Below are 19708 nucleotides of genomic sequence, written 5' to 3'. Positions count from 1 at the left end.
CCCATGACGACCCTGTACGGAATCAGTAACTGCGACACGGTACGCAAGACACGCAAATGGCTGGAAGCCAATACCGTGGCGTTCGAGTTTCACGATTTGCGCAAGGATGGCCTGCAGCGGGCCCAGGTGGATCGCTGGTGCGATGCGCTGGGTCTGGAGACCGTCCTGAACAAGCGCGGCACCACCTGGCGAGCACTGCCGGCGGAGCAGCGCGACAACCTGGATGAAGAGGGGCTGCGCGCCTTGCTCGTGGAGCAGCCCACACTGATCAAACGACCGGTTTTGGAGCACAACGGCGAGATCCGTATCGGCTTCAAGGCTGACGACTACGCCGCCCTGCTCGGCGTGGCATAACAGTTAAACGAAATACGAGGATATCAAGATGGCAAACTTCGCATTCGGCCTGGGTGTCGGAACCAAATCCAGCGCCGGTGACTGGCTCGAGGTCTACTACAACGCACCGCTGCTCGCTGCCGACGCCAAGCTGATCGAAGCCGTGTCCAAGGTGGTGGACTACAGCGGCGGCAACGCCGCGCTCGAGATCAACGCGGCGACGCTGAAAAAGCTCGAAGAGGCGTTCCTCTCCGTCGATGCCGAAGATCAGGCCGTGATCACCGAAGTGCTGGAAGGCAGCAAGCAGCCGATCGTACTCTGCATCCTGGAGCAGGACGATGCTCCGGCCAGCACCGCCGAGGTGTACCTGAAGCTGTCTCTGCTGTCCCAGCGTCTGGTCAAGCCGCACGGTCTGAACCTGACCGGCATGTTCGGCCTGCTGCCCAACGTGGCCTGGACCTCAGAAGGCGCCATCGCCCTGGAAGACCTGCCCCGCCGCCAGCTGGCCGCCCGCGCCCAGGGCCGGGTACTGGATGTACTGTCGGTGGACAAGTTCCCGAAAATGGCCAATTACGTGGTTCCGACCGGCACCCGTATCGGCGACGCCTCGCGCATCCGCCTCGGTGCTCATGTCGGTGAAGGCACTACCGTCATGCATGAGGGTTTCATCAACTTCAACGCCGGCACGCTGGGCGTGAGCATGGTCGAAGGCCGCATCTCCGCTGGCGTCGTGGTCGGCAACGGCTCCGATATCGGCGGTGGCGCTTCGACCATGGGCACCCTGTCCGGCGGTAACAACGTGGTGATCTCGGTCGGTGAGAACTGCCTGCTCGGCGCCAACGCCGGTCTCGGCATCCCGCTGGGCGATCGCTGCACGCTGGAAGCCGGACTCTATGTCACCGGCGGTTCCAAGGTCACCGTACTGGATGACCAGAATCAGGAAGTGGGCGTGATCAAGGCATCCGAGCTGGCCGGCAAGACCGACCTGCTGTTCCGCCGCAACTCCCAGAACGGTCGCATCGAGGTGAAAACCAACAAGAGCGCGATCGAACTGAACGAAGAACTGCACAAGCACAACTAAACCGGACGGGGCGGAGTGTCTGCTTCGCCCCTCCTGCGAGGCCCTACCTGTCATGTCCACACGCTCGGAAACCCTGGAACTCACCTGCGAACTGATCAGCCGCCCCTCGGTCACTCCCGACGATGCCGGTTGCCAGGCGCTGATGATCGAACGCCTGGAGAAGCTCGGCTTTCATATCGAGCGCCTGCCGTTCGAAGAGGTGACCAATCTCTGGGCACGTCGCGGCAGCGAGGGGCCGCTGTTCTGTTTTGCCGGCCATACCGATGTGGTGCCCACCGGGCCCGCGGAGAAGTGGAGTCACCCGCCGTTCGAGCCCACCGTCGAGGAGGGCTACCTGTACGGCCGTGGCGCGGCGGACATGAAGGGCAGCATCGCCGCGTTCATGACTGCACTGGAGCGCTTCATCGAACACCACCCGGATCATCAGGGCTCCATCGCCCTGCTGATCACCTCCGATGAGGAGGGGCCGTTCATTAACGGTACCACCCGCGTGATCGACCACCTGGAAGCGCGTAACGAGAAGATCGACTGGTGCATCGTCGGCGAGCCCTCCAGCACAGACAAGGTCGGCGACGTGATCAAAAACGGCCGTCGCGGCTCGCTCAGCGGTACACTGAAGGTGCGCGGCATCCAAGGCCATGTGGCCTACCCGCACCTGGTGCGCAACCCGATCCACGAAGCAGCACCGGCGCTGACCGAGCTTGCCGCTACGGTATGGGACGAGGGCAACGCGTTTTTCCCGCCCACCAGCTTCCAGATCTCCAATATCCACGCCGGCACCGGCGCCACCAACGTGGTACCGGGCGAGGTCGAGGTAGCGTTCAACTTCCGCTTCTCCACCGAGAGCAGCGCCGAGGAGCTGAAGCAGCGTGTCTGCGAGATCCTCAACCGGCACGGGCTGGAGTGGGATATCGACTGGATTCTGTCCGGTAATCCCTTCCTCACCGCCGCCGGCAGTCTGGTCGACGCCAGCCGCGAAGCGATTCGCGCCATCACCGGCCTCGAGACCGAACTCTCCACCTCCGGCGGTACCTCGGATGGCCGCTTTATCGCCCCCACCGGCGCCCAGGTGGTTGAACTCGGCCCGGTTAACGCGACCATTCACAAGATTGACGAGCGGGTGAAGGTGGCCGATCTGGACACCCTGTCGGCGCTGTACGAGAACATCCTCGCCCGCCTGCTGGCTAAGGACTGAGCACGTGATGCAACTGAGCTGCCCGGTCTGTCACACGCCGCTGCAGGTGGACGCCGAGGTCAAATCCCTGCGCTGCGAAGCCGGCCACAGTTTCGACCGTGCCCGCCAGGGCTATTGGAACCTGCTTCTCGCGCAACGCAAAAAGTCCAAGGATCCGGGCGATAACAGCGAGATGATCCAGGCCCGGCGCCGCTTCCTCGATGCCGGCTACTACTGGCTGATCGCCGAACAGCTGAATCAACTGCTGATAGCCGAGCTGTCTGGGATCCAGAGCCCACGCCTGCTTGATCTCGGCTGCGGTGAAGGCTACTACACCATGCAGATCGAAGAGGCGTTGAGCGCCGCCGGCTTTGCGCCCCAGCTTGCCGGACTCGATATCTCCAAGCATGCTGTCAAGGCCGCCTGCAAGCGCAGTAGCAGTATCGACTGGCTGGTCGCCACCGGCGCCGATATCCCGCTGCCCAATGGTTCGCTGGACGCGCTAACGCTGATGTTCAGCCGGGTGATGCCCGCGCCCATGGCCCAGGCGCTCAAGCCCGGCGGGCTGCTGATCGTGGTCTGGCCCGGCCCCAGCCATCTGATGGAGCTGCGCGAGCTGATCTACGATGAAGTGCGCCAGCGCGAATATGATCCGACAGCAGAGCTGGACAGCCTGTTCGAACACCTGCGCACCGACAGGCTAAGCTTCGACTTCGAGATCGATAACGCCCAGGGGATCGATGACCTGTTGATGATGACGCCGCACGGCCAGCGGATCAAATCCGCGGTCCATACTGCCCTCCTCGAGCGCGGGCAGCTAAACTGTCATTCGGATATCCGGCTGGGCATCTACCGTCGCCGCCAGAACCACAGCGACACGTGAACCAGTTGGGAAAATCTGAGTCCCATAGCAGATACGGCAACCTAACCGCACCCAAAACTATGCGTATACGTGAGTGGCTGCATACCCGTGCCGACAGCCCGCGCCAGAACTTCACCCTGCTGCTGTCAGGCTTCAGCCTGTTCACGCTCGGCCTGGCGCTGGTCGGTGCCGGTCAGTACCTGTTCCCCCCAGGGCTGAACGCGGAACTGATCGCCCTGGGCGGCTTGATCCTGATCGGGGGCGGCATCATACTCGCTTCATTCGGCTATCTGAGCCTGAGCGTACTTCGCATCCTCAGCTTCCTGGACAAAAAACATGAGTGAACAGCGTCATCCCGATATCGAGGTGTATATCAAGAATTGCCCGCTGGAGACGATTCTTGAGTGGCTCGGAGAGCGCTGTGACGAGGTGCGCACACTGAACAGCGTCGGCGGCACCCATGCGCTTGAGGTCAGCATCGAGCGTTGCACCGTGCCGGTGATGATCCACGAAAAGGCGGTCGGCAAAGCCTGGATCAGCATCTGGTTCCGTTCTGACAAGACCCCCTGGCCGCGTGATATCGACTGCGCTCACGAGGTCTCCAGGGCGCTCGGCACCCAGGTACGCTGTATCGCCGAAAGCTGGACAGAGAGTAACGACAACGACGAAGAGGAGTGGTGGCGGATCGAGAACGGCATCGCCGAGAAGATCCAGTGGCCCAATAGCTGAAGGACTAGCCGCCAGCATGACCCATCCAGACAATCCTCTGCACGCACTGCTGCTTGATGGCGTGGGCGGTGCCCGTGACCTGAGCGGTGCACAGATCCAGGACTGGACGCCGGAACAGGGCATACTCTGGCTCCATCTGGACTACACCGATCCCTCGGCGCAGCACTGGCTGATGCATGACTCTGCGCTGCCGGAGCTGATCACCGAAGCCCTACTCACCGAAAACACCCGCCCACGTGCGGCACAGATCGGTGATGGCTTGTTGATCGCCCTGCGGGGTGTCAACCTGAATCCGGGCGCCGACCCTGACGATATGGTCTCGGTGCGACTCTATGTCACGCCGAAGTTAATCGTGTCCACCCGCAAGCGCCGACTGCAATCGGTGACCGGCCTTGCCGAGGATTGCCGCGCCGGTAAGGCACCACGGGATGTTGCCGAGTTTCTGGTCGATCTCAGCGATCGACTGGTGATGCGCATGGGCGACGTGGTCGAGGAGACCGAGGAGACGCTAGCCGCGCTGGAGCTCGATATACTCGAGCAGCACGATACCACGCTGCGCCAGTCTTTGGCGGGCCTGCGCCGCCAGACCATCCGCCTGCGACGCTACTTTGGCCCTCAGCGCGATGCCTTCAACCAGTTGCAGAGCGAGAAGCTAACCTGGATCAGCGCGGAGCAGAAACTGCTGCTGCGCGAGGTCAGCGACCGCCTGCTGCGCCACATCGAAGACCTGGATATGATCCGCGAGCGCGCCGCCATGGCACAGGAGGAGCTGATCAGCCAGCTCTCCGACCAGCTCAACCAGCGCATGTATATCCTGTCGCTGATCGCGGCGATCTTCCTGCCGCTGGGCTTCCTCACCGGCCTGCTGGGGATCAATGTGGGCGGCATACCCGGCGCCGACAACCCTTACGCGTTCGGGCTGTTCGCGATCTTTCTCTGCATTCTGGTCGCAGCACAGATCTGGCTGTTCCGGCGCAGGCGCTGGCTTTAGCACAAGTCCGGGTGTTCAGGACTCGTTCTGCTCGCCACCTCGCTGCTGATAGATCACGGCACAGATAATCATCGCCAGACCGATAAAGGTCGCCGGCGCGATCGGCTCCTCCAGCAGATAACGAATAAACACCAGCGACAGAAAGGGTGACAGGAAGATCAGATTGCTCACCCGGCTGACGTGCACCGCGCTGCGCATGGCGCCGAGCCAGAGCATGAAGGTCACACCCATCTCGAACAGGCCGACCCAGGCCGCGCCAGCCAGCGCCCTCCACGACGGTAGCCCCAGCTCCCCCTGCCAGGCCATCAGCGCCCATACCAGCGGCGTGCCGACCAGGAAACAGATCAGCAGCATCACCGTTGCCGGAGCGGTGCCTCGCGCATTCAGAATCCAGTACAGGGCCCAGAACAGGGTGCTGATCATCGCCAGCGCCACCCCTTCGCCGCTGTCGAAGTCCAGGGCCAGCAGATCGCCACGGGTGGCGATCATCAGCGCCCCCAGATAACCGCCGCCGAGCGCGATCATATCCCGCCGACGCAGCGGCTGCTTGAGCAGCGGAACGGCCAGCAGCGACAGTGTCAGCGCCCAGGTGTAGTTGATCGCCTGCGCCTGCTGCGCCGGCAGCAGATCGTAAGCGCGAAACAGTACCAGGTAGTAGATCGCCGGATTGATGGCACCGAGCAGAAGGTAATACACAGGCCGCGCCTTCAGCGCAGAGCACAGCGCACCCCACTGATGCTGCCAGCTGACCGCGATCGCCAGCACCAGGGTCGAGAACAGGCTGGCCCAGCCGAGCAGTTGCAGCGGTGACAGCCACTGCAGCGAGAGCTTGAATGCGGTGGCCACGGTGGACCAGAGCAGTACGGCCGCACCGCCGAGCAACATGGCGCGCGACTGATTTTTAACAGACATGGAAGATCCTTAGCGGACGATAACGGACTGAATGTTCAGCGAGCCTGGACTCAGGCACGTACCTCAACCGAGTGACGCGAGCGGTCGATCAGATCGATCATCATACGGCCGCTGGAGGCGAGCGCAACCTGCTCGAAGCTGTCGGAGGCAATTCGGCCCTGACGCGGGATATGCGCCTGGGTGTCGACATGGCTGACCAGGTAAGCGTACTCGCCACGCTGGCCGCCATTGACTGAACGATTGAGACGATCGACCACCGCCTCGGTATAGAACTCGTTAGGATCCGGATAGCGGAGCGTGTCCTGTACCAGCTCGAAACTGCCATCCCCGGTCGCCGGTTGACGGACCGGCGAGTACAGCTCCTGATTGGAGGCGATCAGGCTGAGCAGCATGGCGAAACGGGCACCATTGGACGACTGCACCGCCTGGGGCAGATCCGCCGTGTAAGTTTCTATCCGTTGCTGAATTCGTTCCGTCTGCATTGCACCTCCAGAGCACCTTTTCCTCTATCGGCTTGGACGTTATATTCTTTAAATATTTTAGTGTAATCAGGAAGTTGTATGTCCCGCTGGCGTCCACCCGCACCCCGTAGCGCCCCCTACATCACGCTCCAAGGCTATGAAAGGCTCAATGCCGAGCTGAAATACCTGTGGAAAGAGAAGCGCCCCGAAGTGACCCAGGCGGTCAAGGAGGCAGCAGCCCAGGGCGATCGCTCGGAGAACGCCGAGTATATCTACGGCAAAAAACAGCTGCGCGAGATCGATCGCCGCATCCGTTATCTGTCCAAGCGGCTGGAGAATATCAACGTGGTCGACCGCATCCCCGATGACCGGGACACGGTCTTCTTCGGCGCCTGGGTCCGGCTTGAGGATGAGCAGGGCGAGCAGCGTGAATACCGCATCGTCGGCGCCGACGAGATCGGTGATGCGCCCGGCTATATCAGTGTCGACTCGCCGCTGGCGCGGCTGATGCTGAAAAAGCAGGCCGGTGACGAGATCTGGTTGAAAAAACCCGATGGTGCCGAAGAGTGGTTCGAGATCGTCGAGGTCAGCTATCGCTAAGGCGTGACGCTGGCCTGACAGCCAATTGCCGGACCGCTAACGGAGCATCGATTACCGGAGCTTTGAAAAGTAAAAGAGGAAAGAGAAAGAGAAGTGGTGGGTCGTATAGGATTCGAACCTATGACCAATTGGTTAAAAGCCAACTGCTCTACCAACTGAGCTAACGACCCGCCGGGTGAGTTGAGAGTGGTGGGTCGTATAGGACTTGAACCTATGACCAATTGGTTAAAAGCCAACTGCTCTACCAACTGAGCTAACGACCCTCTCAAACTCATTTTCCAACTCTGACGAGTTGGAGGGTTGGCTCCTCGAGCTGGACTCGAACCAGCGACCAATAGATTAACAGTCTACTGCTCTACCAACTGAGCTATCGAGGAAAAACCCTTTGTATCCTTAAATGGCGGAGGGACAGGGATTCGAACCCTGGGAGCCTCGCGACTCGTCGGTTTTCAAGACCGGTGCTTTCAACCACTCAGCCATCCCTCCGTAAGGATGGGCGCAAATATTACCGCCAAAAATTTGAGTGTCAACCACTTAGCACAACTTTCTCGTAATGGAGCCGCAGTTGATCAATCCATGTTCAGCTGTTTGCCAGATCCCTGTCCAATGCGCTCAACGGTAGTGGGCGGGCATAGTAATAGCCCTGGATCAGATCACACCCCTGCTCGCGCAGGAAATCGACCTGCTGCTCGGTTTCCGCCCCTTCGGCTACCACCTTAAGCCCCATCGCATGCGCCATGACGATAACCGTTTCCACAATGGTGCGATCGTCCGCGTCCTGATGAATATCGGCGACGAAGGAGCGGTCTATCTTCAGGTAGTCGATCGGCAAGCGCTTGAGGTAGGCAAGCGACGAATAGCCGGTGCCGAAGTCGTCGATCGCCACTTCGATGCCCAGCTGTTTGATCTCCCTGAGCTGCTCACTGGCCAGGTCGAAATTCTCCACCAGCGCACTCTCGGTGACCTCGATACAGAGCCGTGCTGGATCCAGCTTGCGGTCATCTATTCTGTCGCGCACCATGCTCAACCAGCTTTCGCTGCGGAATTGCCGCGGTGACAGGTTGATGCTGATATTGCTGCTGCGCAGTGGTTCGGTACAGGATTCGGTCGCCACTCGCTCGATCAACCAGCGGGTCAGATCGACGATCAGATCCGACTCCTCTGCCACCGGGATAAACTCCGCCGGCGACACCGGACCCAGTTCGGCGCTGTTCCAGCGCATCAGCGCTTCATAGATCCTTACCTCACCGGTCAGTGGATCCACCTCCGGCTGGTAGACCAGGCTCAGCTCTCCCCTGGCCTCGGCCTGGCGCAGCCCTTGCTTGATGCTGACCAGCCGCCGGTTGCGCGCCTCTATCCGGGCATCGAAGAAGGCGTACCGGCCGCGGCCGCTCTCCTTCGCGTGATACATGGCCGCATCCGCATTGCGCATCAACTGATCCCGATCCTCACCATCCCGCGGTGCGACGACGATGCCGATACTGCAGCCGATACCCAGCTCCTGCCCGGCAATCGTGTATGGCTGGCCAATAGCATCGATCAGCTTCTGCGCGACCACCGCCAACTGGGTTTCATTGTCGATGTGCGGCACCAGCACGGTGAACTCGTCGCCACCCAGGCGGCACGCCACATCGAGCTTGCGCAACCGGCTTTCAATGCGACGCGCCACCTGCTCGAGCAGGGTGTCGCCCAGCTCATGACCGTTGCTGTCGTTTACCTCCTTGAATCGATCCAGGTCGATAAACAGCAGGCCAAAGGGCTCGTTGTAACGCTGCATCCTCTGTACCGCTTCGCCCACCTTCTGCTTGAACGAGGCGCGGTTATAGAGCCCGGTCAGGGTGTCGTAGTAGGCCAGCTCACGCAGCGCCTCCTCGGCACGCTTTTCGGCACTGATATCCTGGTAGATGGCAAAATAGCCGCTGATTCGACCATCCCGTTCGGTGATCGAGCTGACCGACAGGCGCACCGGGTAGAGCGTACCGTCCGGATGGCGATTGACCACCTCGCCGCGCCAACGCCCCTTGCTGCGCAGCTGGTGCCAGAACTCCTGATAAAACGCCCTGTCCTGCAGCGTGGACTTCAACATATCCGGTCGTTTCCCGATCAACTGATGTTTCTGGTAGCCGACGATCCGGGCAAAGGAGTCGTTGAGTTCGACGATCTTCCGGTCGGCATCGGTGATGATGATCCCCTCCGTGGTGTTCTCAAAGATACGACGGGATATGTTAATCCGCTGTTCATTCTGCTGCTTTTCAGTGATATCCATGGCGATGGTGCAGACCCGCGCCTCCTCCGCTTCGTAAAGCGGGAACTTGACCATGAACAGGGTCCGTAACCGCCCATTCAGCACCAGGGACCACTCGAACTGGGCCGGTTCTCCACTGTCCAGTACCTGCTGGTTGGCCTTGCGATGGTTAGCAATCCAGTCTGCCGGCAGGGGGTTATGCGCTTTGTCCCCAGGGACCCGGGGATCATATCCATAGGTGCTGACGAAACGGGGATTGACGTAGACAAAACGCCCGGACAGGGTAACGATACTGACCATCGCCGGTATGTGGCGCATGATCTCGTCGAACAGCATATGCTGACTGATCAGCGCCTCCCGACTCGAGTTCAATGACTCCGACAGACCATTCAGCGCCTCGGCTATCTTGGCCAGCTCATCTCGTCCCGAGAGCTTGATCCGCTTGTCATATCGCCCGGACTCGAGTCGGGAAACACCATCGATTATCTTGCGCAGACGGCGACTGACATGGCGGTCGAAGGCAAACAGGAACAGTCCACCGAACAGCAGGATACCTATCGACACCCAGACGAACAGCTGTTCGATGCCCGATACCAGTTGGCCGCCCGTTTGTTGCAGGTCCAGCTCGATCAGCACCGCTCCCCAACTGTCACTGCGCAGACGCCCGGTGTCGGGAAAGAGCAGCGGTGCCGCACCGTAAATCGTGTTTTCCACTGGTGAGTCTGCCAGCTGAACCGATCGCATCGATACCACTCGGTCATACAGGCCAGAGGCCTCGTGCAGTGCCAACTGTTCCAGCGGTTGCCCGACCCCCGACAGCATCGACGATGCGATCACGCTGCGCTGCTGATCGACGACCAACAGATATTTGACGTCCCGCCGCACACTGTTGGCCGCCACCTCCCGCTGCACGCCACGGATATCGCCGCGCATCAACATATATTCGAGTGTGCCCTGCAACCGGTTCAACGAGTAACGGATATCGCTTTCGGTGTACTCCTTGGACAGGGAGAGCAGATAGGGACGTACGATCAGCAATGAAAACAGCAACGCCAGCAATCCGACTAACAGAATCGCCCCCGGCACCAACAGGCGCAGCGGCGGAGCAGTGACTCTCTTCATTCCCAGATACCCTGAGGGACGAAGAAGTCGCGCAGATCAACCGGCCCGGAGATCAGATCACGCCTGTCCATCACCTCATTCAGGCGCTGGGCCTGCTGTAACAACATGGAGGGTTCCTCATAGATCAAGGCCTGATTGTGCTGCCGATCGGGTATACGCAACCCCGCCAGGGCTTGCTTGACCTGCTCCGGTGACAACCTTAGACGGGTCGACATAAAGGCGTGCGCCCTGAGCGGTTGGGCTTTGATATAAGCGACACTGCGAAACCAAACATCGAGCAGATGCTTCAGCTGCTCAGGCCGGCTCTCGACCAGTTCGGGCCTGACCACCAGTAGATCAACCACCTCATCGGGAATCGCTCGGCTATTGAACAGTTCGACGCCTCCTCGATCCAGCAAGCGTGAACGTACCGGCTCGAAGGTCACGACAGCGTCGACGCGCCCCTGTAAAAACGCCTCTTCGTGCTGATTCACCTCCAGCGGCACAATCTCCACCTCAGAGCTGTTCAGCCCCTCCAGACTCAATGCCCGACTCAGCATATAAGCACCCAGCGCGTTGGTTTCCACGCCCACGCGCCGCCCCCTCAGATCAGCCACCCTTTCGCCGTTGCGGGCGATGATGGCATCGGCGCCATAGGAGGTATCGGTAATCATCAGCACCTGAGCCTCGACCCCGCCGTCCCGAAGCAGCAACGCCTCATCCAGCGTCAACGCGACCACATCCAGCGCGCCGTTACGATAGGCCCTGATCACCTCACTGGCCGACAGCAGTTCCACCAGTTGCACCCGGTCTCGCTCCAGATACCCCAGCTCACGGGCCAGGTACAGCGGCTCATACCCGGGCCAAACGTTGGTACCGAGCCGTAGCGGCGGCTCCGGGCTGTTGCAGCCAAGCATCGACAAGCCGAGAGTCAATAGCAGGAGAATCCGATGGAGCGGACGTAATGCCAATTCGAAGTCCTCACCTGACGAGGTGGAGTTTCACCCTGATCAGACGTCTGTCGAGGGAACACGTCCCTTGATTATCCAAGTTTTTCGTCGCCGGGCTATAAGCGGATAGTTTCAGTCTAGCCAAGCGCACACCGAGCACAACGCTGAAGCTTATCCACATCCGCCTGCAACGGCCCAGATCTACCCCCAGGCTACAGATCCAGTGGCGGTTACGCTCACCCTGTCAACTCGATATCCACATGCTCATCCCCGTGTGAAGGAAACGCTGCCGCAGCAGTGGAAGATGCCGTTCGGTTGCAAACAGAATCTGTGCACAAGACTCTGGACAACTTAGGGACAGCACGAGGAGACGCCCCTGCAAGCCCGATGATATCTGGCTCCGCAAAAACCGTTTAATTATTGTTCGCTGCCGTGGGCGTTATGCAAAAGATAAAGTTGTCAACAGCCAAATCGGTACTGCGACGCTGTTTACAACGCCAGAACCTGTTGATCCACAAGGTTTATCCCCAGGCTTTACCCACAGGGCACAGGCATTTTTTTCATCCACAGCCGCCGTTGCTGTGAACAACACTCAGGGGAGCGTCTGAATCGCCCGTCGAGAGGCCAGATAGTGGCTCTGCCAATAGGGGTTATCCAGAGATGAGATCATCACACCGCGACTGGTGGATGCGTGCAAAAAGTCGCCGTTACCCAGGTAGATACCGACATGGCGGACTTTCCAGCTGGTTTTGAAAAACACCAGGTCTGCTATCTGCAGCTGATGCCGCTCAATAGGGATACCGAACTGGAGCTGCTGCTCCGTGGTGCGTGGCAGGCGCAGGTCATAGAGATCATCGAATACCCGGAATACCAGACCCGAGCAGTCGATGCCAGTGCGGTCCATGCCGCCTAGGCGGTAGGGCACCCCCTGCCAACGCTGGTACTGTTCGACCAGATCGACCCGGACCTGGGCTGGCGGACTTGAGAGATGATAGGGAGCTGAGGCGTATCGAGGAGTGCTACTGCAACCAGCCAGCAGCACCAACAGCAGGGCAACACCAATCAGTCGCATACACACCTCGCTCCACTCGCTCTTACTATGTTCTAAGTAATCGGCCGACTGGATGCAAGTTAAAGCTGAGTCTGATTAGCGGGGCACGCGGGGAGGTTTAAGAGCGGCAAGGTTGAAAAAAGGGAGCCGCGAGAGGAATGCGGCTCCCTATGGCCAATCAGGCGCTCTTCGCCAGCCAGTGCTCCAGTTCGTCCGCACCGCCGACATGCTCGCCATCGATGAAGATCTGCGGCACGGTACCCCGTCCGCTGATCGCCACCAGCGAGGAGTAGGTCACGCCATTTTTGCCGAGCTGGATCTCCTCATAGGGCATGTCGTTCTCGGTCAGGTGTTTCTTGGCGCGGGCACAGTGCGGACATCCTGGCTTGGTCAGCAGGGTCACGCGCTTGGGCAGCTTCGCCTCTGCGTTGATGTAGTTGAGCATGGTGTCCGCATCGGACACCTCGAACGGGTCACCCGGCACATCCGGCTCGATGAACATCTTCTCGATTACACCATCCTTGACCAGCATGGAGTAGCGCCAACTGCGCTTGCCAAAGCCCAGGTCACGCTTCTCCACCAGCATGCCCATGCCGTCGGAGAACTCGCCGTTGCCATCCGGCAGCATGTAGATGTTGGCCGCGCTCTGGTCGCCCGCCCAGGCACTCATGACGAACGGGTCGTTGACCGACAGGCAGATAATGCTGTCCACACCCTCACGCTTGAATACCGGTGCCAGCTCGTTGTAACGCGGCAGGTGAGTGCTGGAGCAGGTCGGGGTGTAGGCGCCGGGCAGTGCGAACAGGATCACCGTCTTGCCGGCAAACAGCTCATCCGTGGTGACATTGACCCAGTCGTTACCGACCCGGGTGGGGAAAGTGACGTTCGGTACGCGCTGACCTTCACGATTCTCTAACATGTAAAGCTCCTTCTCTGATGCTCAAGGCAGATCATTTAACTTGTGGTCAGTTTACGGGCTCATAAAATCACTTAAAAATTAATTGTTGATAAACAATCAATAGTTTTGATCTATTACAAAGCATTTCAGATGCACTTTAAGCCGGGTTATCCACCCAAATTGTGGATAAGCAGAGGAAGAGTGCGGGGGTAGATCGCCAAACGCTTAGTGTTCCGCGCCACTGCGTATTTCGTTCACCGACTGATCGGCGCAGGCACCGCTTTTCTGCTAGGATGCACGCTTGTGTTATATCCCACTTTTGCGCGGAGATTCTCCCCACGTGTTCGAAGAGTTGTCACTCAATGAGCGCCTGATCAAGGCGATCGATTCCCAAGGCTTTACTGAGCCGACTGAGGTTCAGCAAGCGGTGATCCCCCTCGCCCTGGATGGCCGCGACCTGATGGTCAGCGCCGAAACCGGCAGCGGCAAGACACTGGCGTTCCTGCTGCCGATTCTGCAACGCTGTGTCGAGCACAGCGCACCACGTAGCGGTACCCGCGGCCTGATCCTGACACCGACCCGGGAGCTGGCCGAGCAGGTCAGCGCCACCTGCGTCAAGCTCGCTGCATTCACCCGCGTCAGCGTGCTTCCGGTGTGCGGTGGCGAGAACTACCAGAACCAGACTGCCAAGATCCGCAAAAACCCAGAGATCATTGTCGGTACCCCGGGGCGGATCAAGGAGCATATCGAGCGCAACACCATCGACTTCGACGACCTTGAGTTCCTGGTACTGGACGAAGCCGACCGCATGCTCGACATGGGTTTTCGCGAGGAGGTGCTGTTTGTCACCGACGCCTGTCGCAAAGAGCGCCAGAGCATGCTGTTCTCGGCCACCCTGACCCACCGGGGCGTGGGCGATATTCTGGATCGGGTTCTGCGTGAGCCCGAAACCGTGCAGTTGAGTACGGCACAAACCGAGATCGAGAGTATCCGCCAGCAGGTGATCCTCGCCGACGACGCCAAGCTCAAGGAGAAGCAGCTCGGCTGGCTGCTGAAGAACGAAACCTACGACAAGGCGATCGTGTTCACCAACACCCGAGCGCTCAGCGACGAACTCGGCCCCCGCCTGCAATCATTGGGATTGCGCGTGGGCGTGCTGCACGGTGAACTGGACCAGCCACAGCGCACCCGTATCCTCAAGCTGCTGCGCGAGGGCAAGATCAATATCCTGATCGCCACCGATGTGGCCGCCCGCGGACTGGATATCGAGGGTGTCGATCTGGTCATCAACTTCGACCTGGCGCGCAGCGGTGATGAGCATGTCCATCGAGTGGGTCGCACCGGACGCGGCGGACGCGAGGGTCTGGCGATCTGTCTCATCGCGCCCAACGAATGGAATCTGAAGGCCAGCATCGAGCGCTACCTGAAGCAGAGTTTCGAGAAGCGCACACTCAAGGGGCTCGAAGGCGGCTATTCCGGTCCGAAAAAACTCAAGGCCTCGGGCAAGGCGGCCGGCACCGGCAAGAAGAAAGAGAGCAAGAAGAAACCGGCCGAGAAACCCAAGGTGAAGAACCGCCTGCGCGACCAGAAGCAGGTCGGCAAGCGCCGGGCAAAACCGGCACCGGTCAGCGAAGACGGCTTCGCACCACTGAAGAAAAAGCAGTAACACCGACGTTCGCCGTATCGAATTAGAAGCCTCGCCATGCGGGGCTTCTTTTTTCCACCTGCCCCCCGGCTCGGGCGTTCGGCTGGCTGCAGGGTTGATCTTTGTTTTCTAAGCTTAGGTTAGAGACAGCTCCGAGGCATGGATGATGGATTTGATTTCGGACCCTATCTTACAACTGCTGACAGCGGCAGCGCTGGGCTTGCTGATAGGGCTTGAGCGCGGTTGGCACGAACGCGAAACCCGAACCGGTGGACGCATCGCCGGTATCCGCACCTTCACTCTCATTGCGATCAGCGGCCAGATCGGGGGGCTGCTCGGTACTTTGCTGTCGCCCTGGATCACGGTTACGGCTCTGATCGCCATCGCAGGGCTGCTGGGCCTTGGCTACCGGCTGAACGCGGACGAAGATCGTGACTATGGTGCCACCTCTTTTGTCGCCTCGATACTCACCTACCTGCTCGGCGTGCTGGTAGCGCTCGACCAACCGGCATTGGCGGTGGCCGCCGCCGTCATCATCAGTGTGTTGCTGCACTTCAAAGAGACCCTGCATAGCTGGCTGGCGCGGCTCAGCAGCAGCGAGCTGCGCGGCATACTGCAACTGGGGCTGATCTCGGCGGTACTGCTCCCGGTGTTGCCCAACGAGGGGTTCGGCCCCTGGCAGGCACTGAACCCCTACGAGATCTGGCTGCTGGTAGTATTGATCGCCGGCATCAGCCTGACCGGTTACTTTGCCATGCAGCTTGCCGGTACCGATAAGGGGGTCATGATCACCAGCGCCCTGGGCGGCATCGCATCAAGCACCGCAACCACCCTGAGCCTGGCGCGTATGAGCCAGAGGCTCCCACTGCACCGACTGCTGGCAGGCGGAATCATGCTGGCCAGTGCGATCATGTACCCTCGCATCCTGTTTGAAGTCGCCGTGCTCAACCGGGCGCTGCTGCCCGATCTGCTGCTGCCACTTGGCGCTATGAGTTTGATCAGCCTCGCTGCCGCGGTTTGGCTCTGGCGCCACGACGAGCCTCATGGCCAGGTCAGCGTCGACAAAATCGCCGCCTCCCCGTTCCAGCTCGGCCCGGCGCTGAAATTCGGCCTTCTGCTCGTGGTGATCATGCTCGCCGCGGAGGGGATCAAGACCCATATCGGCGAGCAGGGGTTATGGCTGGTCTCCATCATCGCCGGTCTCACCGATGTCGATGCCATTACCCTGACCCTGGCACGTATGGCCCACAACGGTATCGCCCATGATACTGCGGTCACCGGTATCACCCTGGCCGCGATCAGCAATACCCTGGTCAAGGGGATGCTGGCCGCGCTGGCCGGCGGTTGGAAGCTGATGCGCCAGCTCTGGTTCGGGCTTGGCCTCGCCCTCTGCGCCGGTGGAATTTTGCTGTTGTTCTGATCTGGATCTAAAGCCCAACAGCCGGACTCTGTTCTACCCTGTAGTTGGTTATGTAAGTTGGTCACATCAGTTGCCACTTGAGAACAGGACGCGCGAACATGGCTTTAAAACCCCTGGATAGCAACCAGCTCTACCATCACTGCGACCTCAGCGGATTCGGTTTCACGTCGACCAACGATCTGACACCGGACTTGTCAGCTCTGGGGCAACAGCGGGCGATGGATGCGATCCAGTTTGCCATCGGCATGCACCATCCCGGATACAACCTTTTTGTCAGCGGCTCCACCGGCGTCGGCCGACGGGAGCTGGTCTCGCGCACCATCAAGGAACGAGCCGCGCAAGGCGAGGCGCCGCAGGATTGGGTCTACGTACACAACTTTGAGCGCCCCCACGAACCGCGCATGCTCTGCCTGCCGCAGGGCTCGGGCCAGGGCCTGCGCCAGGATATGCAGCAGTTGATCGAGAGCCTGCTGCTGCAGATTCCGGCAACTTTCAAGAGCGACGAATACCGTAACCGGGTGCAGGAGCTGTCCGACGAGTTCGAACAGCGCGAAGAGAACCAATTCCAGGCCCTGGGTGAAAAGGCGCACCAGGAGCAGATCACGCTGATGCGTACCCCGGCGGGATACACGCTGGGCCCCCTGCATGATGGCAAGCTGATGACGCCGGAGCAGTTCAAGGCGCTGCCGCAGGCGGAGCAGGATCGGATCAAAGCCGCTCTGGAGCAGCTCAATGCGGAGCTGACCGCGCTGGTGCGCGAACTGCCTCGACTGCAGCAGGAACACCGCGAGGCGATCCGCCAACTCGACGACGAGATCACCCACAGCGTCATCGACCCGGCACTGGGCGAGCTGCGGCAGAAATATGGCAGTCAATCGGCGGTACTTGAGTTCCTCGATCAGGTACACCAGGACATGATCGAGAACGTGGATGACTTCTTCGCCCAGGACAAGGAGGAGAACGCCAAGATGCCGCTGCACAAGCTGGCACGCAGCGACACCTTCCGCCGTTATCGTATCAACCTGCTGGTCAGTCACGACCATAACGGCGGCTCGCCGGTGGTGATGGAGGATATCCCCAGCTACCAGAATCTGGTTGGCCGCATCGAGTATCAGGCCCACTTCGGCACCCTGAGCACCGACTTCAGTCTGATCCAGCCCGGTGCACTGCACCGGGCCAACGGCGGCTACCTTATCGTCGACGCGCAGAAGCTGCTCACCTACCCCTTTGCCTGGGAGGGGCTCAAGCGCGCCCTGCGCAACAATGAGATCCGCATCGATCCGCTGGAAAAGATGTACGGCATCAGCGGTACCCGCTCGCTGGAAGCGGAACCTATGCCGCTCAAACTGAAGGTGGTGCTGATCGGCGAACGCCGTCTTTATTACCTGCTCAAGGCCTACGATCCCGAGTTCAGCTCACTGTTCAAGATCTACGCCGACTTCAACGAACAGCTGGACCGCTCGCGGGAAAACCTGGAGGGCTATCTGGGACTGATCACCCAGCTGGTGCGGGAGGAGGGTCTGGCCCCGTTTGGCCGCTCAGCGATCGAACGCGTCGTCGAGCAGGGCTCACGCCGGGTCGACGACAGCGCCAAACTGTCGCTGAACCGTGGCCAGCTGATCGACCTGCTCCGGGAGGCCAGTTACTGCGCCACCCGCGCCGGCACCAGCCAGGTGGAAGCCCGGCACGTCAGCCAGGCACTGAAGATGGCGCGTACCCGCAGCGCGCAGTACTCGGAGCTGATGCAGGAGCAGATCGAGCGCGGCACCATCATCGTCGCCAGCAGCGGCAGCGCGGTGGGTCAGGCCAACGGCCTGTCGGTGTTCCAGCTCGGCGACCAGCGCTTCGGCAAGCCGTCGCGGATCAGCGCCACCGCCCGCCTGGGCAGCGGCAAGCTGATCGATATCGAGCGGGAAACCGAGCTGGGCGGCCCGATCCACTCCAAGGGGGTGATGATCCTGGCCAACTGTATCGGCGCCCGCTATGCCCGCAACTCGCCCCTGGCCCTGCATGCCAGCCTGGTGTTCGAACAGTCCTACGGCATGGTCGACGGCGACAGCGCCTCGGCCCTGGAACTCTGTGTGCTGCTCTCGGCAATCAGCGGCTTGCCGATCAAACAGTCGCTGGCGGTAACCGGCTCGATCAACCAGCGCGGTGAGATCCAGGCGATCGGCGGTGTAAATGAGAAGATAGAGGGCTTCTTCGAGTTGTGCCGAAGCCGAGGTCTGAGCGGCGAACAGGGCGTGGTGATTCCGGCCGCCAACGTGGACCACCTGATCCTCGATCAGGAGGTGGTACAGGCCTGCGAGCGCGGCGAGTTCCATATCTACGCGGTCAGCGAACTCGATGAGCTGATAGGCCTGCTGTTTGATCGCAAACCGGGCAAGGCCGACGAGGATGGACGCTATCCGCCGGCCAGCGTCAACGGCTGTGTCCAGCAGCAGCTGCTGGACTGGACCGAGCAGGCACGCAAACTGTCGGCGAAATCGGATAATTGAGAGCAGATACCAGGCAGGAGGGCGAGATATGATCAGGCGTCTGATACTGAGACTCGATCCCCGCTACGTCGAACGGTCGGAGCTCGCCATCTACGCGGCATTGGCCAGGACACTGAATGCCGAGCTGCTGGCCCAACTGGAGGAGGATGAGAGCCTGGATGAGCTGGCGGCCCTACCCTTTGCCACCGAGATCTGCCGGGCAGGCGCCATATCCAGACCGCTAAACCGCGACTCCCTGCACCGTCGTAGCGAGCGATTGATGCGCCAGTTGCGTACGGAACTGGAGGAGATCGCTCGCGGCTCGACACTGCACTGGCAGCTGATACGTACCCGACGATCGGCGCCTTTGCCGACGGATCCCGAAACGGCATTGCTGCGCGCCGCTCAGCCATTGAGGACGGCCAGCGTACCCTCCGCACTGAAGCCGCATATGGCGGTGATCCATTCCGGTGACGACGCGTCGGAACGCGCGCTGGCGTACGCCCGACGCATCGCCGACAGCGACCAGATCCCGCTGCTGTTGCTGGCCCTGCCCGACTCTCCCTGGCACAGGGCGCACGCGCTGCCGGAAGGGGTCAGCGTACGCACCGACCTGGTCGGGTACGATCCGGCAACCCTGCGGCCGATGCTGCGCGCCTGGCAGGTGGAGCTGATACTGATTCCTGCCGGGACACTGGCAGATCCGCATGATGAAGAGCGCCTGGCCCGACAACTGCCGGGTGTTGCTTTGCTGATAACGCCATGAGCGAAGGAGCGA

General features: G+C 60.5%; 18 protein-coding genes and 4 tRNA genes. 12 read left to right on the top strand and 10 right to left on the bottom strand.

The window, feature by feature from the left end:
- Nucleotides 1–3 precede the first annotated feature (3 nt).
- Genes IEX40_RS17375 through zntB form a run of 7 tightly spaced genes read left to right on the top strand, consistent with a single transcriptional unit; the run spans nt 4 to nt 5170 of the window.
- Nucleotides 4–354, top strand: coding sequence for an ArsC family reductase (locus tag IEX40_RS17375; protein ID WP_188750581.1), 351 nt, complete (start codon nt 4–6; stop codon nt 352–354).
- A 28-nt stretch (nt 355–382) separates the two neighbouring features.
- Nucleotides 383–1414 carry a 2,3,4,5-tetrahydropyridine-2,6-dicarboxylate N-succinyltransferase gene (gene dapD / locus IEX40_RS17370; protein ID WP_188750579.1) on the top strand — a complete coding sequence of 344 codons (1032 nt, stop codon included), beginning with the start codon at nt 383–385 and terminating at the stop codon, nt 1412–1414.
- Nucleotides 1415–1466: 52 nt separating this feature from the next.
- Nucleotides 1467–2609, top strand: coding sequence for a succinyl-diaminopimelate desuccinylase (gene dapE / locus IEX40_RS17365; protein ID WP_188750577.1), 1143 nt, complete (start codon nt 1467–1469; stop codon nt 2607–2609).
- A gap of 7 nt (nt 2610–2616) precedes the next feature.
- Nucleotides 2617–3471 carry a putative RNA methyltransferase gene (locus IEX40_RS17360; RefSeq protein ID WP_188750575.1) on the top strand — a complete coding sequence of 285 codons (855 nt, stop codon included), beginning with the start codon at nt 2617–2619 and terminating at the stop codon, nt 3469–3471.
- A gap of 59 nt (nt 3472–3530) precedes the next feature.
- Nucleotides 3531–3794: a hypothetical protein gene (locus IEX40_RS17355; protein WP_188750573.1), complete on the top strand. Its 264-nt coding sequence runs from the start codon at nt 3531–3533 to the stop codon at nt 3792–3794.
- Nucleotides 3787–4179: a hypothetical protein gene (locus IEX40_RS17350; RefSeq protein ID WP_188750571.1), complete on the top strand. Its 393-nt coding sequence runs from the start codon at nt 3787–3789 to the stop codon at nt 4177–4179. Before IEX40_RS17355 ends, IEX40_RS17350 begins: the two co-directional genes overlap by 8 nt.
- 16 nt (nt 4180–4195) lie before the next feature.
- Nucleotides 4196–5170: a zinc transporter ZntB gene (gene zntB / locus IEX40_RS17345; RefSeq protein WP_188750569.1), complete on the top strand. Its 975-nt coding sequence runs from the start codon at nt 4196–4198 to the stop codon at nt 5168–5170.
- A gap of 15 nt (nt 5171–5185) precedes the next feature.
- Here the strand turns inward: zntB and IEX40_RS17340 are convergent, their stop codons facing one another.
- Entirely contained in the window at nt 5186–6082 is an 897-nt protein-coding gene (locus tag IEX40_RS17340) for a DMT family transporter (RefSeq protein ID WP_188750567.1), read from the bottom strand.
- 50 nt (nt 6083–6132) lie between these two features.
- Entirely contained in the window at nt 6133–6564 is a 432-nt protein-coding gene (locus IEX40_RS17335; RefSeq protein WP_188750565.1) for a hypothetical protein, read from the bottom strand.
- Nucleotides 6565–6642: 78 nt separating this feature from the next.
- On the opposite strand from IEX40_RS17335, the gene greB reads away from it, so the two are divergent.
- Nucleotides 6643–7143 (top strand): transcription elongation factor GreB, encoded by a 501-nt coding sequence (gene greB, locus IEX40_RS17330; RefSeq protein ID WP_188750563.1) that lies wholly within the window; start codon nt 6643–6645, stop codon nt 7141–7143.
- A gap of 94 nt (nt 7144–7237) precedes the next feature.
- Here the strand turns inward: greB and IEX40_RS17325 are convergent.
- The 8 genes from IEX40_RS17325 to IEX40_RS17290 form a co-directional block, all read right to left on the bottom strand.
- Nucleotides 7238–7313, bottom strand: a tRNA-Lys gene (locus tag IEX40_RS17325).
- Nucleotides 7314–7330: 17 nt separating this feature from the next.
- Nucleotides 7331–7406 (bottom strand) — tRNA-Lys (locus IEX40_RS17320).
- A 38-nt stretch (nt 7407–7444) separates the two neighbouring features.
- A tRNA-Asn gene (locus IEX40_RS17315) sits at nt 7445–7520 on the bottom strand.
- A gap of 21 nt (nt 7521–7541) precedes the next feature.
- Nucleotides 7542–7629 (bottom strand) — tRNA-Ser (locus tag IEX40_RS17310).
- Nucleotides 7630–7723: 94 nt separating this feature from the next.
- Nucleotides 7724–10510 (bottom strand): EAL domain-containing protein, encoded by a 2787-nt coding sequence (locus tag IEX40_RS17305; protein ID WP_188750561.1) that lies wholly within the window; start codon nt 10508–10510, stop codon nt 7724–7726.
- Nucleotides 10507–11460, bottom strand: coding sequence for an ABC transporter substrate-binding protein (locus tag IEX40_RS17300; protein ID WP_188750559.1), 954 nt, complete (start codon nt 11458–11460; stop codon nt 10507–10509). The genes IEX40_RS17305 and IEX40_RS17300 overlap by 4 nt, the downstream gene beginning before the upstream one ends.
- Nucleotides 11461–12031: 571 nt before the next feature.
- The gene (locus IEX40_RS17295) at nt 12032–12511 is read right to left on the bottom strand and encodes a C40 family peptidase (protein ID WP_229680814.1); all 480 of its coding nucleotides are present in this window, start codon (nt 12509–12511) and stop codon (nt 12032–12034) included.
- A gap of 157 nt (nt 12512–12668) precedes the next feature.
- On the bottom strand, nt 12669–13409 hold the full coding sequence (locus IEX40_RS17290; RefSeq protein WP_188750556.1) for a glutathione peroxidase: 741 nt from the start codon (nt 13407–13409) through the stop codon (nt 12669–12671).
- A gap of 319 nt (nt 13410–13728) precedes the next feature.
- Between IEX40_RS17290 and IEX40_RS17285 the strand changes: the two genes are divergently transcribed.
- The 4 genes from IEX40_RS17285 (at nt 13729) to IEX40_RS17270 (ending at nt 19696) form a co-directional block, all read left to right on the top strand.
- Nucleotides 13729–15054, top strand: coding sequence for a DEAD/DEAH box helicase (locus tag IEX40_RS17285; protein WP_188750554.1), 1326 nt, complete (start codon nt 13729–13731; stop codon nt 15052–15054).
- Nucleotides 15055–15196: 142 nt separating this feature from the next.
- On the top strand, nt 15197–16453 hold the full coding sequence (locus IEX40_RS17280) for an MgtC/SapB family protein (protein ID WP_229680813.1): 1257 nt from the start codon (nt 15197–15199) through the stop codon (nt 16451–16453).
- Between the two features lie 98 nt (nt 16454–16551).
- Nucleotides 16552–18951, top strand: a complete 2400-nt coding sequence (locus tag IEX40_RS17275) for a Lon protease family protein (RefSeq protein ID WP_188750552.1) — start codon at nt 16552–16554, stop codon at nt 18949–18951.
- Between the two features lie 28 nt (nt 18952–18979).
- On the top strand, nt 18980–19696 hold the full coding sequence (locus tag IEX40_RS17270) for a hypothetical protein (RefSeq protein ID WP_188750550.1): 717 nt from the start codon (nt 18980–18982) through the stop codon (nt 19694–19696).
- The last annotated feature ends 12 nt before the right edge of the window (nt 19697–19708 follow it).

The sequence above is a fragment of the Marinobacterium zhoushanense genome (assembly GCF_014641945.1).
GTDB lineage: Bacteria > Pseudomonadota > Gammaproteobacteria > Pseudomonadales > Balneatricaceae > Marinobacterium_D > Marinobacterium_D zhoushanense.
The sequence above is the reverse complement of the archived record's forward strand: the minus strand, read 5'-3'. Positions and strand labels throughout refer to the sequence as shown.